General features: G+C 62.7%; 18 protein-coding genes and 1 pseudogene. 5 read left to right on the forward strand and 14 right to left on the reverse strand.

Features of this window, described 5'->3' with window-relative positions; translation table 11 throughout:
* Positions 1 to 896: 896 nt before the first annotated feature.
* Entirely contained in the window at positions 897 to 2,222 is a 1,326-nt protein-coding gene (locus ACOQPD_RS11515) for a KAP family P-loop NTPase fold protein (protein ID WP_420612094.1), read from the forward strand.
* Between the two features lie 539 nt (positions 2,223 to 2,761).
* Here the strand turns inward: ACOQPD_RS11515 and ACOQPD_RS11520 are convergent.
* From ACOQPD_RS11520 to ACOQPD_RS11565, 10 genes and pseudogenes are all read right to left on the reverse strand, one after another.
* Entirely contained in the window at positions 2,762 to 3,748 is a 987-nt protein-coding gene (locus tag ACOQPD_RS11520; RefSeq protein ID WP_420612095.1) for an ImmA/IrrE family metallo-endopeptidase, read from the reverse strand.
* Positions 3,745 to 4,305, reverse strand: coding sequence for a hypothetical protein (locus tag ACOQPD_RS11525; RefSeq protein ID WP_420612096.1), 561 nt, complete (start codon positions 4,303 to 4,305; stop codon positions 3,745 to 3,747). Before ACOQPD_RS11525 ends, ACOQPD_RS11520 begins: the two co-directional genes overlap by 4 nt.
* 429 nt (positions 4,306 to 4,734) lie before the next feature.
* Complete coding sequence (locus ACOQPD_RS11530) at positions 4,735 to 5,670, reverse strand: phospholipase D family protein (RefSeq protein ID WP_420612097.1); 936 nt, start codon at positions 5,668 to 5,670, stop codon at positions 4,735 to 4,737.
* Positions 5,671 to 5,897: 227 nt separating this feature from the next.
* Positions 5,898 to 6,860: an alpha/beta hydrolase gene (locus ACOQPD_RS11535; RefSeq protein WP_420612098.1), complete on the reverse strand. Its 963-nt coding sequence runs from the start codon at positions 6,858 to 6,860 to the stop codon at positions 5,898 to 5,900.
* A 208-nt stretch (positions 6,861 to 7,068) separates the two neighbouring features.
* Positions 7,069 to 7,458 (reverse strand): annotated as a pseudogene (locus ACOQPD_RS11540) (DUF5615 family PIN-like protein); the annotation flags it as partial.
* A gap of 45 nt (positions 7,459 to 7,503) precedes the next feature.
* Positions 7,504 to 8,163 carry a DUF433 domain-containing protein gene (locus ACOQPD_RS11545; protein ID WP_420612099.1) on the reverse strand — a complete coding sequence of 220 codons (660 nt, stop codon included), beginning with the start codon at positions 8,161 to 8,163 and terminating at the stop codon, positions 7,504 to 7,506.
* A gap of 140 nt (positions 8,164 to 8,303) precedes the next feature.
* Positions 8,304 to 8,462, reverse strand: a complete 159-nt coding sequence (locus ACOQPD_RS11550) for a hypothetical protein (RefSeq protein ID WP_420612100.1) — start codon at positions 8,460 to 8,462, stop codon at positions 8,304 to 8,306.
* Between the two features lie 79 nt (positions 8,463 to 8,541).
* Positions 8,542 to 10,245 (reverse strand): ThiF family adenylyltransferase, encoded by a 1,704-nt coding sequence (locus tag ACOQPD_RS11555; protein ID WP_420612101.1) that lies wholly within the window; start codon positions 10,243 to 10,245, stop codon positions 8,542 to 8,544.
* 8 nt (positions 10,246 to 10,253) lie between these two features.
* A complete protein-coding gene (locus tag ACOQPD_RS11560) occupies positions 10,254 to 11,276 on the reverse strand; it encodes an SMODS domain-containing nucleotidyltransferase (RefSeq protein ID WP_420612102.1) in 1,023 nt (340 codons plus the stop codon).
* A gap of 1 nt (position 11,277) precedes the next feature.
* On the reverse strand, positions 11,278 to 12,420 hold the full coding sequence (locus tag ACOQPD_RS11565) for an SAVED domain-containing protein (RefSeq protein ID WP_420612103.1): 1,143 nt from the start codon (positions 12,418 to 12,420) through the stop codon (positions 11,278 to 11,280).
* A gap of 236 nt (positions 12,421 to 12,656) precedes the next feature.
* On the opposite strand from ACOQPD_RS11565, the gene ACOQPD_RS11570 reads away from it, so the two are divergent.
* The 4 genes from ACOQPD_RS11570 to ACOQPD_RS11585 all read left to right on the forward strand — a co-directional run bounded on the left by ACOQPD_RS11570 (position 12,657) and on the right by ACOQPD_RS11585 (position 14,490).
* Positions 12,657 to 13,022, forward strand: coding sequence for a hypothetical protein (locus tag ACOQPD_RS11570; RefSeq protein WP_420612104.1), 366 nt, complete (start codon positions 12,657 to 12,659; stop codon positions 13,020 to 13,022).
* A 2-nt stretch (positions 13,023 to 13,024) separates the two neighbouring features.
* Positions 13,025 to 13,594 (forward strand): ImmA/IrrE family metallo-endopeptidase, encoded by a 570-nt coding sequence (locus tag ACOQPD_RS11575; protein WP_420612105.1) that lies wholly within the window; start codon positions 13,025 to 13,027, stop codon positions 13,592 to 13,594.
* 490 nt (positions 13,595 to 14,084) lie between these two features.
* Positions 14,085 to 14,288: a type II toxin-antitoxin system HicB family antitoxin gene (locus ACOQPD_RS11580; protein WP_420612106.1), complete on the forward strand. Its 204-nt coding sequence runs from the start codon at positions 14,085 to 14,087 to the stop codon at positions 14,286 to 14,288.
* A gap of 22 nt (positions 14,289 to 14,310) precedes the next feature.
* Positions 14,311 to 14,490, forward strand: coding sequence for a type II toxin-antitoxin system HicA family toxin (locus ACOQPD_RS11585; protein WP_420612107.1), 180 nt, complete (start codon positions 14,311 to 14,313; stop codon positions 14,488 to 14,490).
* Positions 14,491 to 14,706: 216 nt separating this feature from the next.
* Here ACOQPD_RS11585 and ACOQPD_RS11590 read toward each other — a convergent pair whose 3' ends face one another.
* From ACOQPD_RS11590 to ACOQPD_RS11605, 4 genes are all read right to left on the reverse strand, one after another.
* Complete coding sequence (locus tag ACOQPD_RS11590; protein WP_420612108.1) at positions 14,707 to 14,823, reverse strand: type II toxin-antitoxin system RelE family toxin; 117 nt, start codon at positions 14,821 to 14,823, stop codon at positions 14,707 to 14,709.
* Between the two features lie 153 nt (positions 14,824 to 14,976).
* Positions 14,977 to 15,210 (reverse strand): hypothetical protein, encoded by a 234-nt coding sequence (locus tag ACOQPD_RS11595; protein WP_420612109.1) that lies wholly within the window; start codon positions 15,208 to 15,210, stop codon positions 14,977 to 14,979.
* Positions 15,211 to 15,416: 206 nt separating this feature from the next.
* On the reverse strand, positions 15,417 to 16,394 hold the full coding sequence (locus ACOQPD_RS11600) for a DUF1648 domain-containing protein (protein ID WP_420612110.1): 978 nt from the start codon (positions 16,392 to 16,394) through the stop codon (positions 15,417 to 15,419).
* A complete protein-coding gene (locus ACOQPD_RS11605; RefSeq protein WP_420612111.1) occupies positions 16,391 to 16,738 on the reverse strand; it encodes a GntR family transcriptional regulator in 348 nt (115 codons plus the stop codon). Before ACOQPD_RS11605 ends, ACOQPD_RS11600 begins: the two co-directional genes overlap by 4 nt.
* Position 16,739 lies beyond the last annotated feature (1 nt).

Raw genomic sequence — 16,739 nt, forward strand, 5'->3', positions numbered from 1 at the left:
CTGCTTCGGACACGCGGGAGGCGCTGGTCGCTGCTCTTGTCCCAATCGGGTTCGTCATTGTGCTCGGGTTCGGATACGGGGCGGACCTCCCGAGGCGGGTTGCTCGGTTCGGGCCCGACCGCGAGGAACGGACATTCTTGGTTATCTGGCTGTTCTTCGTGGTTGCCCTAGCAACGGTGGCTCTTACCCTTGCTTACCTGACCGTCGGAGAGGGGAAAGTTCTCTGTCTTGGTACCTGCGATTTCCGGATTCCCGGTGCAGGCCGATGGCCGAATCCGTTTCGCCTGGGCTACTCGACCACTCCCAGGTACCTTGCTGCGGGGGTGGGGGCGGTGCTCGCTGGATCCGCTCAACTGTTGTATACCCTGGTCGCTCCCCGGGAACTCGATCCGGAGGTCCCTGCCCCGGGTCTGCGCTGCCGCGTTTGGTCGCGGATTGCAATGGCAGTGGTTTTCTGGGGCGTCGGATGGTTGCTGGTCGTTCCTGCCGCGGTAGCAGTCGCAGCTCTGGGCCTGCCGGTGGTAGTTGCCCTCTGGCTAGTTCTTGGACCTTACTGTTTGAGTGCTCTTGCGTTCGAGCTTTGGCACCCGTGGGGTCAGGTTGTGTTGGTTCCCCGCGACGAGCCGGCACCGCGCTGGAGGTTGGCAGTCCGGGCTCTCGTGATGTCTTTCGTCTTCACCCCCTGGGTGGACCTCGCTGTGCTGTCCTGGACATTCACTACTTCCCATTTGCCAGTAATGATGGCTGCAAGGGTGGGTCTAGCGTGTGCCGCGGCAGGGGCGCTGGTCCATGCTCAAGGTCAGGGAATACTCGATGTGTTGCTCAAGACTCACGGGCGCGGGAGTAAGGAAGCGGAGACCCACGCAGACGACACCCCATTCCAAGGAGATCGAAGTGTGCGGCCGCCACCATTCGTCCCCGACGATGCGGATCCCTTCGCCAAGGATCTGTTGGGCCGTAGATCATACGTAGTAGGACTCACCGACAGGGTCGTAACGCTGGATGGGCCGGCGACCGTGATGGTCGATGGGGGCTGGGGGTCTGGCAAGACGGCCTTCCTGCGGATGTGCGCAGCCGATCTGCGGAGCCGGGGAGAGACCGTCATCGAGTTCGACGCTTGGGCGGCGCAGCACACACAGCGGCCGGCCCTCGACCTGCTCGGCGCTCTTTCGGAAGGTATCACCGACCCCGGCGCAGGTCGCCTCGCCGCTGCGAGAACCCGCCTGGCGGCGGCTCTGCGAGCTGCGGCGCCGGACCCCCGTTACGACTCATGGGCCGAACAGCGGCGGGCGGCCGCCTCGATTCGCCGTTCTCTGGAGTCAGCAGCAGCCGAACATGGACGACTGGTGTTGATTATTGACGAACTAGACCGCTGCCCCCCTAACTACGCCCTCGAAGCCTTGGCAGACATCCAACACCTCTTTGCCGTCGAACGGGTTGTGGTGATAGTCGGTGCCAACCGCGGGGAGTTGTGTGAGGCGGTGCGGACTGTTTATGGCCCCAAGTTCAAAGCCGACGGCTATCTGCGCCGCTTGGCGGATATTCACATCTCCCTTCCCGCTACGACCCAGATTGACACATCCGACTTCTTCGCCAACGCCCTGCGAGAAGCGGGACTCACCGAGCCTGCCGACCCGCGCAGCCTTCAAATCTTGCGTCTGGTGGTTGACCTCGAGACCTGCGCTCTTCGGGATCTGCAACAAGCCGTACACGTCTACGCCACCGCATCAACAGCCCCCGCACCACCCGCACTCCCACCCTCCGTGTGGGAGATGTCACTCGCGGCGATGACTGTTCTGCGCTTCGCTGACCAGAACGCTTTCCGGGCCTTCGTTGCCGGCACAATCGACAGCTTTGAAGCCCTATCCAAAGCGTACGCGGCTTTCGGGCCCGAACCTATCCTGGTGAGCGGCGACAGGACAATACCGTTCCACGGACTGCGGGTCGAAGTGTTCTCAGCTGCCTTGCTGAACATCAACCGCGACAGCAGCGACTGGTGTGCCGATCCGGCAAAGTTCCGTGAGCAATACATCCCGATACACCGACTCCGTCCTACATATGTCAAACCCGACGAAGGGACGGCGGCTGATCAGGTACTCACCATCCTCTGCGGTGCCATCCGTGGACAGTACGACCCAACCTATGGTCCGTCGTCCCCGCCGGAGGCCGCTGAGGTAGCCGCAGCCCTCGATCTCGCGTACCAGCCCTACCCGGAGGATTGACCGCCTGGGTTCCACCTCAAGGGGTCACGAGCTGGCGATAGTTCCCGTGGGAAAAGAGCCCTCGATCCGAGAAAGAGGATCCCTCGCGGGCCGAACAGTTCGCTTTCTGATCGGCCTCGCCCGCTGCAAGGCCCATCCAGCATCTCGGAGAGCCCCCCAAAGCCGTGTGTGGTACAGGAAGGCAGGGGAACCCAGTTCACCGCCCTAGACCAAAGAGAAGGAACTACCGCTTGGTGTCTGCTGTCCCGGGAAGGGCAGGGGCAACGACATCATGGGGAGGACTCATCGCCATAGTCGAGCCTCGCGGTCAGACGTAGCTAGAACTAGCGACTAGTTCCACCTGCCCGGTTCTTAGTGCGGTCCACCAGACGGTATCGCTGGCCAGGTTTGAGAGTCGGAGGGAGCCGTTTGCCCTTTACAGCGGTGCGTTCCTTGCCTGTGCGACCCCCTCGCGGCCCTACGATTTCATATTGGCCAGAGTGTGGTGCCTTTTCGCCTGGTCTGTGCGACTGTTTCATTTCTTTCTCCCTTGATCATGTTCATACGACCCGCAACGGATGCCATGTTATGACTTCCCTCAGATGATCTGGGCTGAGGCCGAGATGTCTCGCGGAACGGAGGACGCCTCCGTGCATTCTTACTAGTTTCGGTAAGAGCCTGCCTGGCTTTATAGCAAAGGATCCCGGCTCGGTCTTGCGCCACCTTGACATTTGTATCTGTATGGACCGGTAGGATCGTCCGTCCAGATAGCCGAGTTGGTGTGCCTTGTAGACGAGGGCAGCGACAGAAATGCCCCATGTGCTCTTCAACTTGATGAAGTCGCGTAGCACGGGGCGCTCGGGCATCGACGCGGCGAAGTCATCGTCGTGTATGAGCAGCGCCGACGCGAACCTGTATGCCTCATTCTCCGTGGTAGCGGTCCTCTTCGCGTGCATCGCGAGGTGTCCGATCTCGTGTGCGAGCGAGAGACGGAATCGGTCCCCTGCCACGTTAACGTTCAATCCGATTACAGGGCATCCTGGTCTCTCCCCTACCCATGAGGAAATGCCATCGATTCCTTCGAGGCCGACTATCGGCACCAGGCAGATGCCAGCACTCTCAGCTGCGTCCGTCAGGTTCTTGATGGGGCTGCTTTCCTCCTTCTCGAGGACGCCGACACGGACCTCGGTGGCACACTCCACGATGTCGGCGTCGCTCTGGATCGGACCTAGCCGTTCAAGCCGGTTCTTGTTGCGGGGGTCGAGGACGTGAGAGAGGCCAAGGAATGCCTCGCCGGCGACTCGCAGGAGTTCCTTGGCTCGGCGAGTGGAGGTAACGCGGGTTGATGCCCGCTGCCTGTGTAGTGGCTCGGTCATCTCGGCGACGTCAATCCTGGTCGGTGCGTAGCCGAGTCTCGTGATATCACAGGTTGGCGACCGGCGGCCTGACTCAATGGCTGACACTAGCTGCGGAGAGATGCCTAGAATCTCTCCGAGCTGCTTTTGGTTGATCCCCTCGATCCTCCGGTATGACCGTAGGCGGTTCATGAGATCGTTCCGGCCTCTCCTTGTTGGTCGTCCAGGTAGGCCATCCAGTCCGTGCCATCCTCTTGGTTGAAGGGGGGCGTGGTGTTGTCAGCGGTCCACGCTACGCGCAACTCACCGACGATCTCATATTCGCTTCTCCCGCCCTGCTGCTGCACTTCCCGGTATTCTCCCTGGTAGAGGGTGATGCCCTCTCTGGTGATTTGGTAGGCGAGTAGCGGCTCACCATCGCAGGTGTCGAAGAAAGGCTGTTGGACCCCGCTGTCGGGATCGATGGGTGAAGGACCTGACAGGGAGTTCAGAGGTTTCAACAGGTAGGGACGCCCCCCTTCTGATGAAACAACCTTGATACGCCCAAACTCTGCAGAGCAGTCCTCAACTATCTCGAGATGCGGATGGCCATGGAGAGCGGCTCTGATAACCGACTGCCGGAAGTTCATGCCAGCGTTGCGATTCCACGGCCAACGATGTTCCTGTTCGAAGTTGATGGCCGCTTGGGCTGTCCTGTCAAGAGCGCGCTGGATGATCTCGATCAGGTCGGCGTACTCGTCGCTGCGCATGACAGCATGTTACATCACGCGTGTAGAATCCACAAATCGAATCCCTACGGCGCACTGCGGCTGCTCCCTGAGCTGAGGTTTCAGGGTTATGGGATCACCGCCGAGCGTAACGCGGTGGCATGCTCTCATGCCCCGAACCGGTCTCGCCAGTCGCAGCGGAAGCCGGGCCGCACACGGGGGATCAGATCCCTCGACGCCCGGCGGATCTCGTCGACCGCGACCTCGTACGCTACGAACTCGACACCCTATGGGGTGACCGACGTGACAGAACAGCCAACCCAAGAGGGAAAGGTCACATGCGCGGTCGTCTCGGCGTGTATTTGGCCGGTGGGTCGTGGGCTGGTTGGTCGACCAGTTGGTAACCTCGGGGCTCGCCACCTCAGCGGTGCGTTTAGCTATTCTGTAACCGATGATCTAACTTGGTAACCATCATATCTCTAGACTACTATATGTGTCCTGGGCTTCGGCATAGGCCGCTACCAAGGGGAGAAGGACCACAGGTGCCACCTCCGCCACCGTTATCACAGGCTCAGGGACGGTCGTGGCCACGTCCGCAGCGGTTGCTGAGACCGTCATAGCCGTCGTGGTTGTGGCGAGTGCTGTCGTTGGAGAGGTGGCCGGTGCGCCTGCCGAAGGGGCCGCCGGATCGGATCCGTCCGTACATCCTCGGCCCAGCAACCCAACGAGGACCGCGAGCAGGACCAGCGCCATGACACCGGACAGGCAGCCTTTCGCGATTCGAGAACATCCTCCGCCTTGATTGGCCTGCCCCGTGGCCGGCGGCTGCGTGCTCCCGGTCCGGCGGGAAGGCGGCCGGGCAGACCTGGCCGGCCTCGAGGCGGACGAACTGACGCGGGTCGGGGACGGTGATCCGATGTACTCTCGTAGCCGGCCCTTGGCATCCCAGGCCTTGTCGAATATGGCCTCGACTCGCCGGATGGCCTGATCGACCTCGGCCTCTGGGATGCCGGTGACCAACTCCTCGTTCAGATACAGGCCCTGGTGGGTCAGGTTTGCCGACCCATTGAGCGCGGCCGGGCGGGGAGCGTCATGAGCTATCCACACCTTCAGATGGGCGTCGGACGCCTTTCCATGTGTTCGGTACCAGTTCCACACCGTCACATCAGGCCGGTCCAGGAACGCAAGCGCTTCGTCGCGGTCCTTGTTCGTGGCGTTCCTGAAATATCGCGGGCGACAATCGCCGATCAGAAGCCGTACCTTCCGATTCCTCGTTCTACGAGCAAGCCACGCTATCCCACGGGGACTGCTGAACCCCACAGCGACGGTCAGCGGCACACCAGGATGCCCATCCAAGAACCTCTCGATGCGTTCTGCAGCCGTCCCGTCCATCCTGGCCTCTTCCACGGACGGGGCATTCTACGAACGTTGAATCCGCGACCCGCCCGATCCCCAAGCAGAACCTCCCCAGCCAATCGTGGGATCAGGGTCCTCTGCCCTCAGAGCCTCCTAGGCCAGGTCTCCGCCATATGGACACCACCGCCACTCCGAACCCCAGTCTCGCTAGCACCCTTCGCCTAGACAGCAGCTCCTAACTCCAGATTCGTAACAACCATCCACTCAGGGGTTCGGTGTTAGCTGTGGAGGGCTTGGTGTAGGGCTTCGCGCTGGATCGTGGCCCAGCGTTGGCTGTTTTCCGATGTGGGGACCATCAGGTCGCTGCCGTGGAAGGCTCCGGGGAAGACGTGGAGTTCTACGGGGACGCCGGCTTGGGTTAGGCGTTGGGCGTAGTCGATGTCTTCGTCTACGAACAGGTCCAGTTCGCCCACAATGATGAAGGCGGGGGGTAGGTTGGACAGGTCTTCGGCTCGGGCTGGCGACGCGTAGGGGGAGACATCATCGGAGCCGGCCGGTTTGCCCAACAGGGAGCTCCATCCGATGACGTTGGCCGTCCGGTTCCAGACCTTGGGGTGCTGGACGTAGTGGCTGGCATGGGTGATGTTGCGGTCGTCGAGCATGGGGTAGATGAGCTGCTGGAAGCAGATCTCCACCTCATTGCGGTCTCTCGCTAACAGCGCCAGGGCTGCGGCCAGGCCGCCGCCGGCGGAGGCGCCGCCGATGGCGATCCTGCCGGTGTCGACATTGAGGCTGCCGGCGTTGCCGGCGAACCATTTCAGGCCGGCGTAGCAGTCCTCGATCGGGGCGGGATGGGGGTGTTCGGGCGCCAGGCGGTACTCCACGGACGCCACCACGCAGCCCATCTCGAGGGCCACTCCCTTGCATCTGAGATCGTCCATCGCCACATCGCCGAGCACCATCCCGCCACCGTGGATCCAGTACAGGGCGGGAGCCGGTCCTTCGAGACCGGACGGGGTGTAGACACGGACCATCACATCAGGGTCTCCCGGCATTCCGGGCGCCATATGATCCTCGACATCCACTCCGGGAATCTCGGGAGCGGAGGCGAACATGGCCTCCATGAGGCCTGCGACCGCCACCCGGGCCGCAGGTATGTCGGATAGGTCCAGCAGGCTCTCGGGGATCATCTCCAGGACAGCCTTGCTCTCCTCATCGAGGCGATCTTCGAAATCGATCATCGTGTGTTCTCCTCCCAACGCGCTACCCGTGTGTCCTGGCACAGGCTAATAATCGGACAGGTGCTCCGGAACGGCGGCTCTCCCCTCGGCGATGTCGCCTACCTGCGGAGTTCCCCACGCCATACCTGGGTTCACTGGGATGGGGAATCGAACAGGGATCCGAGCGGTTTGGGCTTTGCCGCCGCTCGTTTCTTAGCCGCTAGCCGTTTCATGCGCTGCTCCACCAGGCGGATGCGCTCTCGGCCGACAAGCTCTCATTCTTGGTTCGTAGAGCGCGGATGCATACCGGTCCGGTGGCGCCTTGCAACATCTCTTCCCATACGTGTGCCGCTTGAAACACGAGTACGGCCATCTCATCCCGAGTGATCTTGTTCCCGTGGGGATACAACCAGATCACCGGCTGCGGTTGTTCGAGGCAGAGCAGAACCATGTCGTGATTCGAGGTGACCACGACCTGGTTGGTGGCTCGGGCATGGTCGATGATCGTCTCGTCGGAGGAGCCCCGAGGAGGAGCGCCGTCTTGCTCATTGCCCACATAACTCACGTAGTACCCGAGTTCCCGCAGGGCGCTTGCCACTCTCCAGGGAAGGTTCTCCTCGAATAGGAGACGAGATCGGGGGGTCTACGCCGCTGCTCTCGACCTTCAGGCCGCGCGTTCATACTGCACGGCAGCGCGTACCTGTCCGATGTCCAGGCTCAGATCGTCTGCGATGTCCTCTATATGGTCGCCAGCGGCTTCGAGATCGGCTATAGCTCTTGTGGGAACCCGAGTTCCGTCAACGCAGGGCGTGCCGGCCTGGACTTTGGGGTTGAGCCAGACGCCCTCAGCCGGCCGCCAGACGGATGCGTGGAGGTCGGGACCGAATTCGATCGGACTCAGCAACTCTTCGATCACTTCCGGGAAGGATCTCTGACCGCCCTTGCCCAGGTCGACCCATTCCCTGAACTTGCCGAAGAAACCGGCGCCTACCGTGGCCAGGCTCTGGTGAGCAAAGGGGTAGTTCGTGCCGACGTGCTCGGCCACGTACTCTCCTCCCACCCGGATCTCCCGTTTGGGAACCCCACGCATGACCAACTCAGAGATCACCCAAAGGCTGATCACGTCGAGGAATGAGATGATCCGGTCACTCTCCACATGGTGCAGGGGATCGGCGCCCCGGGTCCAGCGCGCGACCGTATCGGGGTGTCTCCGGACTATCCGGGCCACTTCGGCGACGTCGTAGATGCCCCGACCCAGTAGCGGCTCGGTGTTGTGAGCTTCAGCATGTACAGCCACGGTGGCCTCCGGCATGTACGCGGTCATGTGGATCGAAACTACACGCCGCCAAGGACGTGTCCCCTCCTCGGAAGTCAGGAACGATAGGTCAATTCGTCACACAAGGGTAGGTCTGCTCCCACATGGTCTGGTGGACTCCGCCCGGTACGGAGCCAGTCCCCACTCGTCTATGTGTGGTCTCGAATCGTCTCCAGGCGGGAGGCTTCGGCGTTCAGGAGTTGGGCGGGGGTTTCGGGGGTGTCGATTGTTATGGCGAAGATCTTGCCGTCGTGGAGGTCCAGGCGGAGGCCGGGGCCGGCTCTCAGGACTACGGCGGCGCGGTTCATGAGGGTCAGGTTGCCTCGGTAGCCCCAGCCGCCCCGCTAGCGGCTGCTGCGAAAAGGCGATTTCAAACGTGGTCTTTGGTCATTGTTCTACGCACGTGAGAGCGGGTGTGTCATATGGCGAATGCGGTAGGGATATGAGATACCCACCCGCGATCTGACGGGATAGAGCAATCGCGGCAACGCTGATGGCAGATGCCGCGATGCCCATGGCGTCAGCGCCGGAGCCATGGAAGGTGGGTACCGAGCAGCCTCGGGCTGGTGTGAGTGGTGGGTGGGCGTCGCGATCCCAGAACGTGCGTAGTGCGGTCAGGCGCGGGTCGCTCACGGCCTGTCTGCGCAGGGCTTGGTCGAGATCGGAGGTCGTGGTCGCTGGCGTGCCGTCGGTAACTGTGACGACTCCGAGGGTTGCGGTCTGGTCGTCGGTGGATGCCTGCACAACCGGTACACGGAGGGTCCCGCGCCTCTGGGCGCCGTCGACGGCTGCGCTCACCGCGGTGTTCACGCTCGTGTCGACAATAAAGTCGCAGCTGTCGGCGTCCTCCAACAGTCCTGTCTCGGCGTAGCCGACGACACCTATGATCTCGCAGTCGTCGGACAGGCGTCTGAGCCTGTCAGCGAGAGCCTCGGCCTTCGGGCGTCCGACATCGTTCTCAGCGTAGTTCTGCCGGACGAGGAGGCCACGGGTGACGAACCCGGGGTCTCGCAGTATCACGTACCGGGCTCCGGCCCTTACGAGTAGTTCGGCAATCCACGAACCCAGCGCGCCACACCCCCATACAGCGATCTTGGTGCCTGTGTATACCGCGACAGGTCGGTCGTTGTCACGGCGCACAGCGATTTCCGGGCGTTGATCGTCTACGTATGTCCACTCGACCGGTGGCTCATCGCCGTTCGAAGCCTGTGAGGTGGCGCTCCGCGCTGCAGCGAGAGATTCGGTGGCGTCCTGGGTGCGTAGGCGCCATCCGATGAGGTGCCGATCTTCGCTCTTGTCGCCGGCAGGGCTGGGTACTGCGATGATCACGTAGAGGTGCCCATCATCGCCGAGACGGCGGATCAGGCGGCGGAAGGATGTCTCAAGTACTCGTCGCTGCTTCCTGTCGAGTTGTTGGCGGACGATCGTCAAGAGGTCTGACAGATTATTGCCGCCGCCCAGTGGTAGGTACTCGGGGAGGACGACAAGCAGGCCGGGCACCAGGCCGGGCTTTGACGGTGACGCCCACGATGCGATGTCGACTCGATGATCGGCTCTCGACCACAGCCCGATACGGCGCACGACACCCCCATCGGATAGGTCGCCCGGCATTGAGAGCGTCGCCACCACTGTGGGAGCGCCCTCGGTGCGATGAAGCACCCCACCGACTGGGTGGTAGAGGGCTGTCGCAGCGTCAAATCGGCCACCGATCGCATCTTCGAACCACTCCCACAGTCTGACGAGGAAGCCCTGAATGCCTCGCGTGGGGTCCCACTCGGTGCCCGGGTCGAGGTAGATGCACAGCCATATCCCCAGTAATACATGGGGGAACCCGGCCCACCGGCGGTGATCCACAGCCGCTTGGGGTGGCACCGTCGGATACTTCGAAGCGATCAGGACGGTCACGCGCTCGCGTGGCCGTGCCTGCAGTCCCCCGGTCCGCCGAGCGAAGCCGGTGGTGTCGATCTCGATTGTTAGCGCCGCGTACCCTCGCCATTCACCCTCAGCGATGAGGTCTATCTGGTCCGAGGAGTCGGTGAATCGCTTCATCTCCTCGACCGCGGACCGTTGGGCCTCGGCCAGATCAGGCACGATGGACTTCAGCCTGCACGGCCCTGCCGCGAGGAAATAGAACGAGTGGCCGCGGCACCAGTCAGTCCGGAAAGCGAGGCGGCGGACGATCGCCTTGAGGAGCCCGAGCGGCCTGTGGGAGGATTGAACTTGTCCCCGAACAGGTCACGCCACGCCTTCGCCGACTTCGCGGCGTCAGGCTCGTCGAAGGCAGCCCTCATCGCTGCGGCGATGCTGTGGATCCGGTCTCGAAAGTTGCGATAGGTAGCGTCAGTCCACCGATGATCGAAATCAGTGCCGTCACCGGCAGGGTTGGACAGCGGGGGCTTGTCCGGCCGGGCTTGGAGCCACCTGTCGAGATCCTCGACAATGCTGACCAACGCAGTTGGGATGTTGGCGTATGCGCGCGGGGTTAGCGCGCTGGCTTCCGTGACTTGCAATCCCAGCACGGTGGTCAAGATGACGGATTTGACACCGTCAAAGCTTCCGCGTTCGTTGCGTAGGTACTTCATGAGCCGAACTACGCGCCGGAACTGCCCGGAGGTCAGTTGATCGCGGCGCTTCACCCAGTTAGTCAGGCCCTGCGGATTGGTCGATCCGTACTCGGGCTCCCATACATTGTCGTCGCGGTTGACAATGACCCGGCGACCGTCGGCCAGAGTGATCAGGGGAACGATGTCGAGGTGGCAGCCGACATCGTTCTCCGATGCATACTCGAGCCAGACACAGCGGCACTTGCGTCCGTGCTTCTGCTTCGAGTAGGTGGGGTGCCGGTGCAGAGTGTTATAGACCTCGTTGAGATAGCGCTTCGGCTCCCATCCCGCCTGCTCGTTCATCAGCAAGAAGAAGTCGGCGTCGAACTCGCCGCCGGGCTTCGGTCGGACGATCGTGCGCTGGGCCCAGGACCCCTGCCGCGACTTTCCAGTAATCGCGAGGTCGGCCCTGAGGGCCTTGTAGACGGCCTCGACACGGGAGTCAAGCTTCTTGAGCCGCGTTTTGTCGATGTTGACGGCGTCCTTCAAGAAGGTCTTGAAGTACTCGGCATGCTGCATGTCAATTGACCTCCATGACGGGTAGGTACTGATCGTTCACGCGATCGTGAAGGATCAACTTCGGGTGGATCTCGCGGTTCGCCACCCGTCCCAATGCGACGAACACGGAGAGCGGTGCGGCCCCGAGGATGTGTAGACGGCGAGTTGCCTTACAGTGCTGCTCGATGTCAGCAAGAACATCACGCAGCGCACGCTCGGCAGACTTGAGGGCTGCTGGCGAATTGACGACATCAAGATGAGGAGTGCAATCGTCGGCGGGCGTGATCCGATAGAGCCGGCAGTCCTTGAGATCGCTAGGAACTTCGTGAGTGTGGACGGGAGCTGACATCGACAGGAGGAGCGTTGCCTCACCACCTGGGGTTCCCTCGGTGACGACCTCGACGGAGAACCGCTGCTCCGACGCATGGTCAGGCCAGGCCCAGGACTCCGACGCACGGTGCCTTTGGTAGATGTCCACATCGAGTTTGTCACCTAGGCGCGAGCCGAGATGGACAAGCGAAGGCCAGCGAGCGAGCGCGAACACACTCACGTGCCGAAGGGTTCCGTCCTCTACGGCCGGTGCGACTTGGCGGTCGAAGACTCGATCGATCGACTCACGGCAGGCTTCGTAGTATTGGCGGTTGCCTATGTCTGGTGACGGTACGCGCCTCAGGTCAATCTCGATACCCGAGGTGTCGTGGCTCAACGGGAAACGGGCACAGCGGCCCTGGGCGAGGACTGCGGAGGCAGCGACCGACCTGTCTAATGCGACGTTGCTGCTACCGATCGTTCCCTGCATCCGGAGCACCGTTGTGTCCTGGCCCGGAGGCACAGAGAGGATCTGAGCAATCCGGCTCTCATGCCGCTGCTTCGCTTCCTGCAGTCGCTCGACTGTGAATGTGCCGATGTTGGGCCGAGTATCGATCTCGCGATGGCAAGAGCGGCAGAGCAGTAGTAGGTTCTCGGGGTTGTCCCGCAGATCGATTGGTAGCTCGTGCTCTCCTCTCGGCGATCCGGTGCTCTTGGAGCGGCCGACGATGTGGGCGCGTTCACCCAGATAGACCGGCTGCCTGGTGAATTCCGAGGTAAGCAACTCGCCGTAGCAGAGGGCGCAGCGGCCACCACTTCGGACAAGCAGCTGACGGGTTGTTGCCTCTGACATCATGCTCGCACCATCCTGCCCAGCGGGTGTGACACGGAATCCCACAACCCGGCCGACGAGCGGTGGGCGTTGGGCGCCTTGACGTCCCACCTCCCATCGGGGTCTGGCATTCCGTGACGGTTACTCGGCTTACTCATTCGGGCTAACCTCTGAGTCAGTTGCGAACCCGACGTGCGGTTGCAGGTCAGGGAATTCGATATTAGACGGACAATTCCTAGATAGCAACGACCGGAGGACCCATGGGAGAGAAGTACGGGTGGTTCGACGCGGTGGCGCTACACGAAGCGCTCGACGCCCATCGCCGATCGAGGAGCCTTAACTGGAAACAGGTAGCCGCCGAATCCGGGGTTAGTGCATCGACCCTTACCCGGATGGCACAGGGCAAGCGACCTGACCTCGACGGCCTGGCCGCGCTCACTGCATGGTCTGGACTCAAAGCGGACGATTTCGTCCGACCAACCAGGGGACCAGAACGACCCGAAGCGGCACCCCTGGCGATGATTTCGACCCATCTTCGTGCCGATAAGAACCTCACCGCTGAGGCTGCGACGGCTCTCGACGAACTGATCAAGGCCACTTACGAGCGGCTTCGAACACGGGAGTGACCATGGGACTCGTAAGAGGTTTCAAGGCCGAGGCCGAAGCGCTGTCAGCCTCAGTCCGCGGAGAACTCGGCATAGGCCCCTACGACCGTCTAGACCCACGCCGCCTGGCTGGACACCTCTGCATCCCGATCCTGACGCTCAGCGACCTAGCCTCCACCACCAGCGGCGCGAACTACTTCCTGCAAGACCATCCAGACGTGTTCTCAGCCGTTACCGTGTTCGAAGGGCCCTTCAGAGCTGTAATACACAATGACGCCCACTCCTTGGCTCGTCAGAACAGCAACTTGGCCCATGAGCTCGCACATAGTCTCCTATTTCACGAACCAACGCCAGCCTTGGACTACATCGCAGGATCTCGAACCTGGAACTCGACCCACGAAGCCGAAGCTGCGTGGTTGGCAGGTGCCCTACTAGTGCCGTCACAAATCGCTCTCGCCACCGCACGTGGCACCCTCACCGAACAACACGTCCGAGAGCGCCTCGGCGTAAGCAAGAAGATGCTCGACTGGCGTCTTAAGGTCACCGGAGCCTACATAAGAGCGAAGCGAGAACGGGAAATGCGCGCCGGCTGAAAGCTACGCCTCCCACTCACCTTCATCATGCGCGGCGTGTGGGCTCCTCCAGGCGGGAGGCTTCGGTGTTCAGGAGTTGGGCGGGGGTTTCGGGGTTGTCGATGGTTATGACGAAGATCTTGCCGTTGGAGGCCTAGGCGGAGGCCGGAGCCGGCTCTCAGGACTACGGCGGCGCGGTTCATAAGGGTCAGGTTGCCGCGGTAGCCCCAGCCGCCCCACTCGGAGGGGCGGATCTCTATGGCTCGGGCTGTGGCGATGCGGTGGATGGGTATACGGGTGCGGGGCCGGCCGAGGAAGTCGTGGCGTATCGTTAGAGGCTCAGCACATGCCGGTACCGATCGAGTTCGAGTTGCGCCCGGAATCTCGGGACCACCGGCGAGTCAATCGCCACCGGTCCGGTAGGCCGCCGGCTACAACTCCGCACCGGTCTCTAGTCTGCCCGTATGCAGAGATCGCATCAGCCGGCGGCCTGCTCGGATGGGGAACTTGTATGAAGCTGTCGGTTGTCGTCCATGAAGCAGAAGAGGGTGGATACTGGGCTGAGGTGCCGGCCATACCCGGGTGTGCCACCCAGGGGGAGTCCTTCGAGGAACTCCTCGCCAACTTCTACGAAGCGGTCGAGGGTTGCCTCTCGGTTGACGTGAGCGGAACGCCGGCTCCAGAGAGAAGCAGGGTCATCGAAATCGCTGTATAAAGGCGATCAGCGGTAAGCAGCCGTGCCGGTTGCTACAGGATCGCGGTGGCGCTTGGCCAGAGTGCGAGGGAGCCAACACGTCTACACCAGGCCCGGGACCGATGTGGGCATCTCGGTTCCCGTTCACGGGAATATGACTCTCAAACGCGGTCTGCAGAGACATCTCATGAAGCTCGCTGGGATACAGGAAACGGACCTGTAGGCGTCGCGACGGCTGGCGACGGATTGTGTGCTTGGGCGAACAAGCGTAAATCGGCCTTTCTGTATGAAGGCGGTGAACAGCCCTCCGGCGAAGTCCGGCGCCGGGGAGACCCGCCACCTTCGTCTATGCGTGGTCTCGGGACTTCCTACGGCGGGAGGCTTGCCCGCAGTTTCGCTCGGACGGCCGGTAGGTCACCGCCCAGGAAAGCCGGCCAAATCAGAGGTCGCGATACGTCCCCTTGTGCCGCCTCGCGATACGCAGCACTATGAGCAGCCGCTTGTCGTCATGCACTTCGTAGATGATTCGAAACCGACCGGCCCTGACCCGCCACACCGCCGCAAACCCGCCAGCTTCACGCTACCTGGTGGCCGGGCATCGTTGACCAGGTGCGGAGCGCCTCCCGGATCCGCCTGGCATCCTCAGGTGTGAGTTTTCGTGCCTGGCGCTGGGCTGCAGGGGCCAATTCAATACGATACGAGGCAGGGATCAGTCGTGGTTCCCCAGAAGATCATCGAAGAATGCCTCGAACTCGACCCCGCCCTGCTCGGCAGCTTCGGCGCGGGCCTGCTCGATTGCCGCTTGGTCAGCCTCATCGCTCGCCGCATCCGCCAGCCATGAGGCGATGGCCTCATTCGCCAACTCCTGCACAGGCCTGCCGTTGCGGTCAGCGGCTGCTTCCAAGGCCCCATACAAGCCGTCATCCACCGTCATTGTCTTCACAGCTGGTTCCTCTGGCCCGAGCATCCATTCCAAGCTGGCCGTCAGCATCGGCAGGATTGCCGTTTGTGACGCTCCACACAGCGTAGCATAGCGGGAGGAGTGACGGCGATACTCACACTGCTTGTTTGCCGTCAACGTGACATCTCCCGAGGCAGGGCCGCGCCACAGCAGAACCCGGCGGATGGTGATCCGGCAGGTTTCTTCGTCTATGCGTGGTCTCGGGACTCCTCCAGGCGGGAGGCTTCGGCGTTCAGCAGGCGGGCGGGGGTTTCGGGGGTGTCGATGGTTATGGCGAAGATCTTGCCGTTGTGGAGGTCCAGGCGGAGGCCGGGGCCGGCTCTGAGGACTACGGCGGCGCGGTTCATGAGGCTCAGGTTGCCTCGGTAGCCCCAGCCGCCCCATTCGGAGGGGCGGATTTCGATGGCTCGGGCTGTGGCGATGCGGTGGATGGGTATGCGGGTGCGGGGCCGGCCGAGGAAGCCGTAGCGGACGGTCAGGCCGGTGTGGTCGGCGGTGACGCGGATGCGGCTGAAGGTGGTTACGGCGATCGCTGCGATCAGGAGGAACATGCCGATCCAGGGTTCGGCGAGTGCGGTGACGACTAGGGCGAGGATGAGGTTGACCAGGCCCAGCATCAGGGGCCATCTGGCGGACAGGGTGGCGGTCCAGAAGACTTGCTCGCCGGGGGCGAGGTCCAGGGGCGGCGGGATGTCCCCGGCGTCATCGGGATCGTCGGACGGGAGGGTCGAGGCGATCCTTGCCGCCGCGGCGCCCACGGCCAGGCTGCCGCCGACCCACAGGATCAGGGCCCAGGGGGAGAGGGTTGCGTCCTGCCAGCGTTCCAAGTCTCGCTGGCCGATGGCGGTCATGGCGAGGATCCCGGCCGCTAGACCTGCGATGAAAGCGCCGATGAACGACATGCCCGGCGCGACCATGGGCTGGAAACGGCGCCGGCCCAGGGCGACCATCGCGCACATGCCCAGGCCGAGCGCCATCATCACGCCTACGACCAGGAGCAGCTGCTCGGGGGTCATGGAACCGTCCGGACGGCCGGCTATCCCGTAGTGGCTCGCCACCCGCTCCGGGAGGTCGGAGCGGAAGGCCAGGTAGGGGATGAGGCCGGTGGCCACTATGGCTATAGGGATGCCGGCGCCCAGGGCCAGCCTCCGTGCCCACTCGTTCATAGTTGCACCTCTACAAGTTTGATGATCTCTCGATTGCCCAGGCCGGCGCGGCGCGCTTCGCTGACCAGCCTGCGGGCGAGTTCGACGTGGCGGGTATTCGACTTGGCGTCGGCGGCCACCGTCGTGCCCCGGCCCCGGCGGACTTCCAGCAAGCCTTCATCGCGCAACGTCTGGAACGCCCGGAGGACGGTGTGCATGTTCACTTTCAGACCCGCGGCCAGGTCGCGGGCCGGGGGCAGCTTCTCGTTTCCCGCCAGCTCCCCGGTGGCGATCCCGTGACGGATCTGACCGGCCAGCTGTTCGTGAAGGGGTTGGGGAGACTGTGCGTCGATCCTCCAGAGCATA

The organism is Candidatus Spongiisocius sp. (genome assembly GCF_965221825.1).
Taxonomy (GTDB): Bacteria; Actinomycetota; Acidimicrobiia; order Spongiisociales; family Spongiisociaceae; genus Spongiisocius.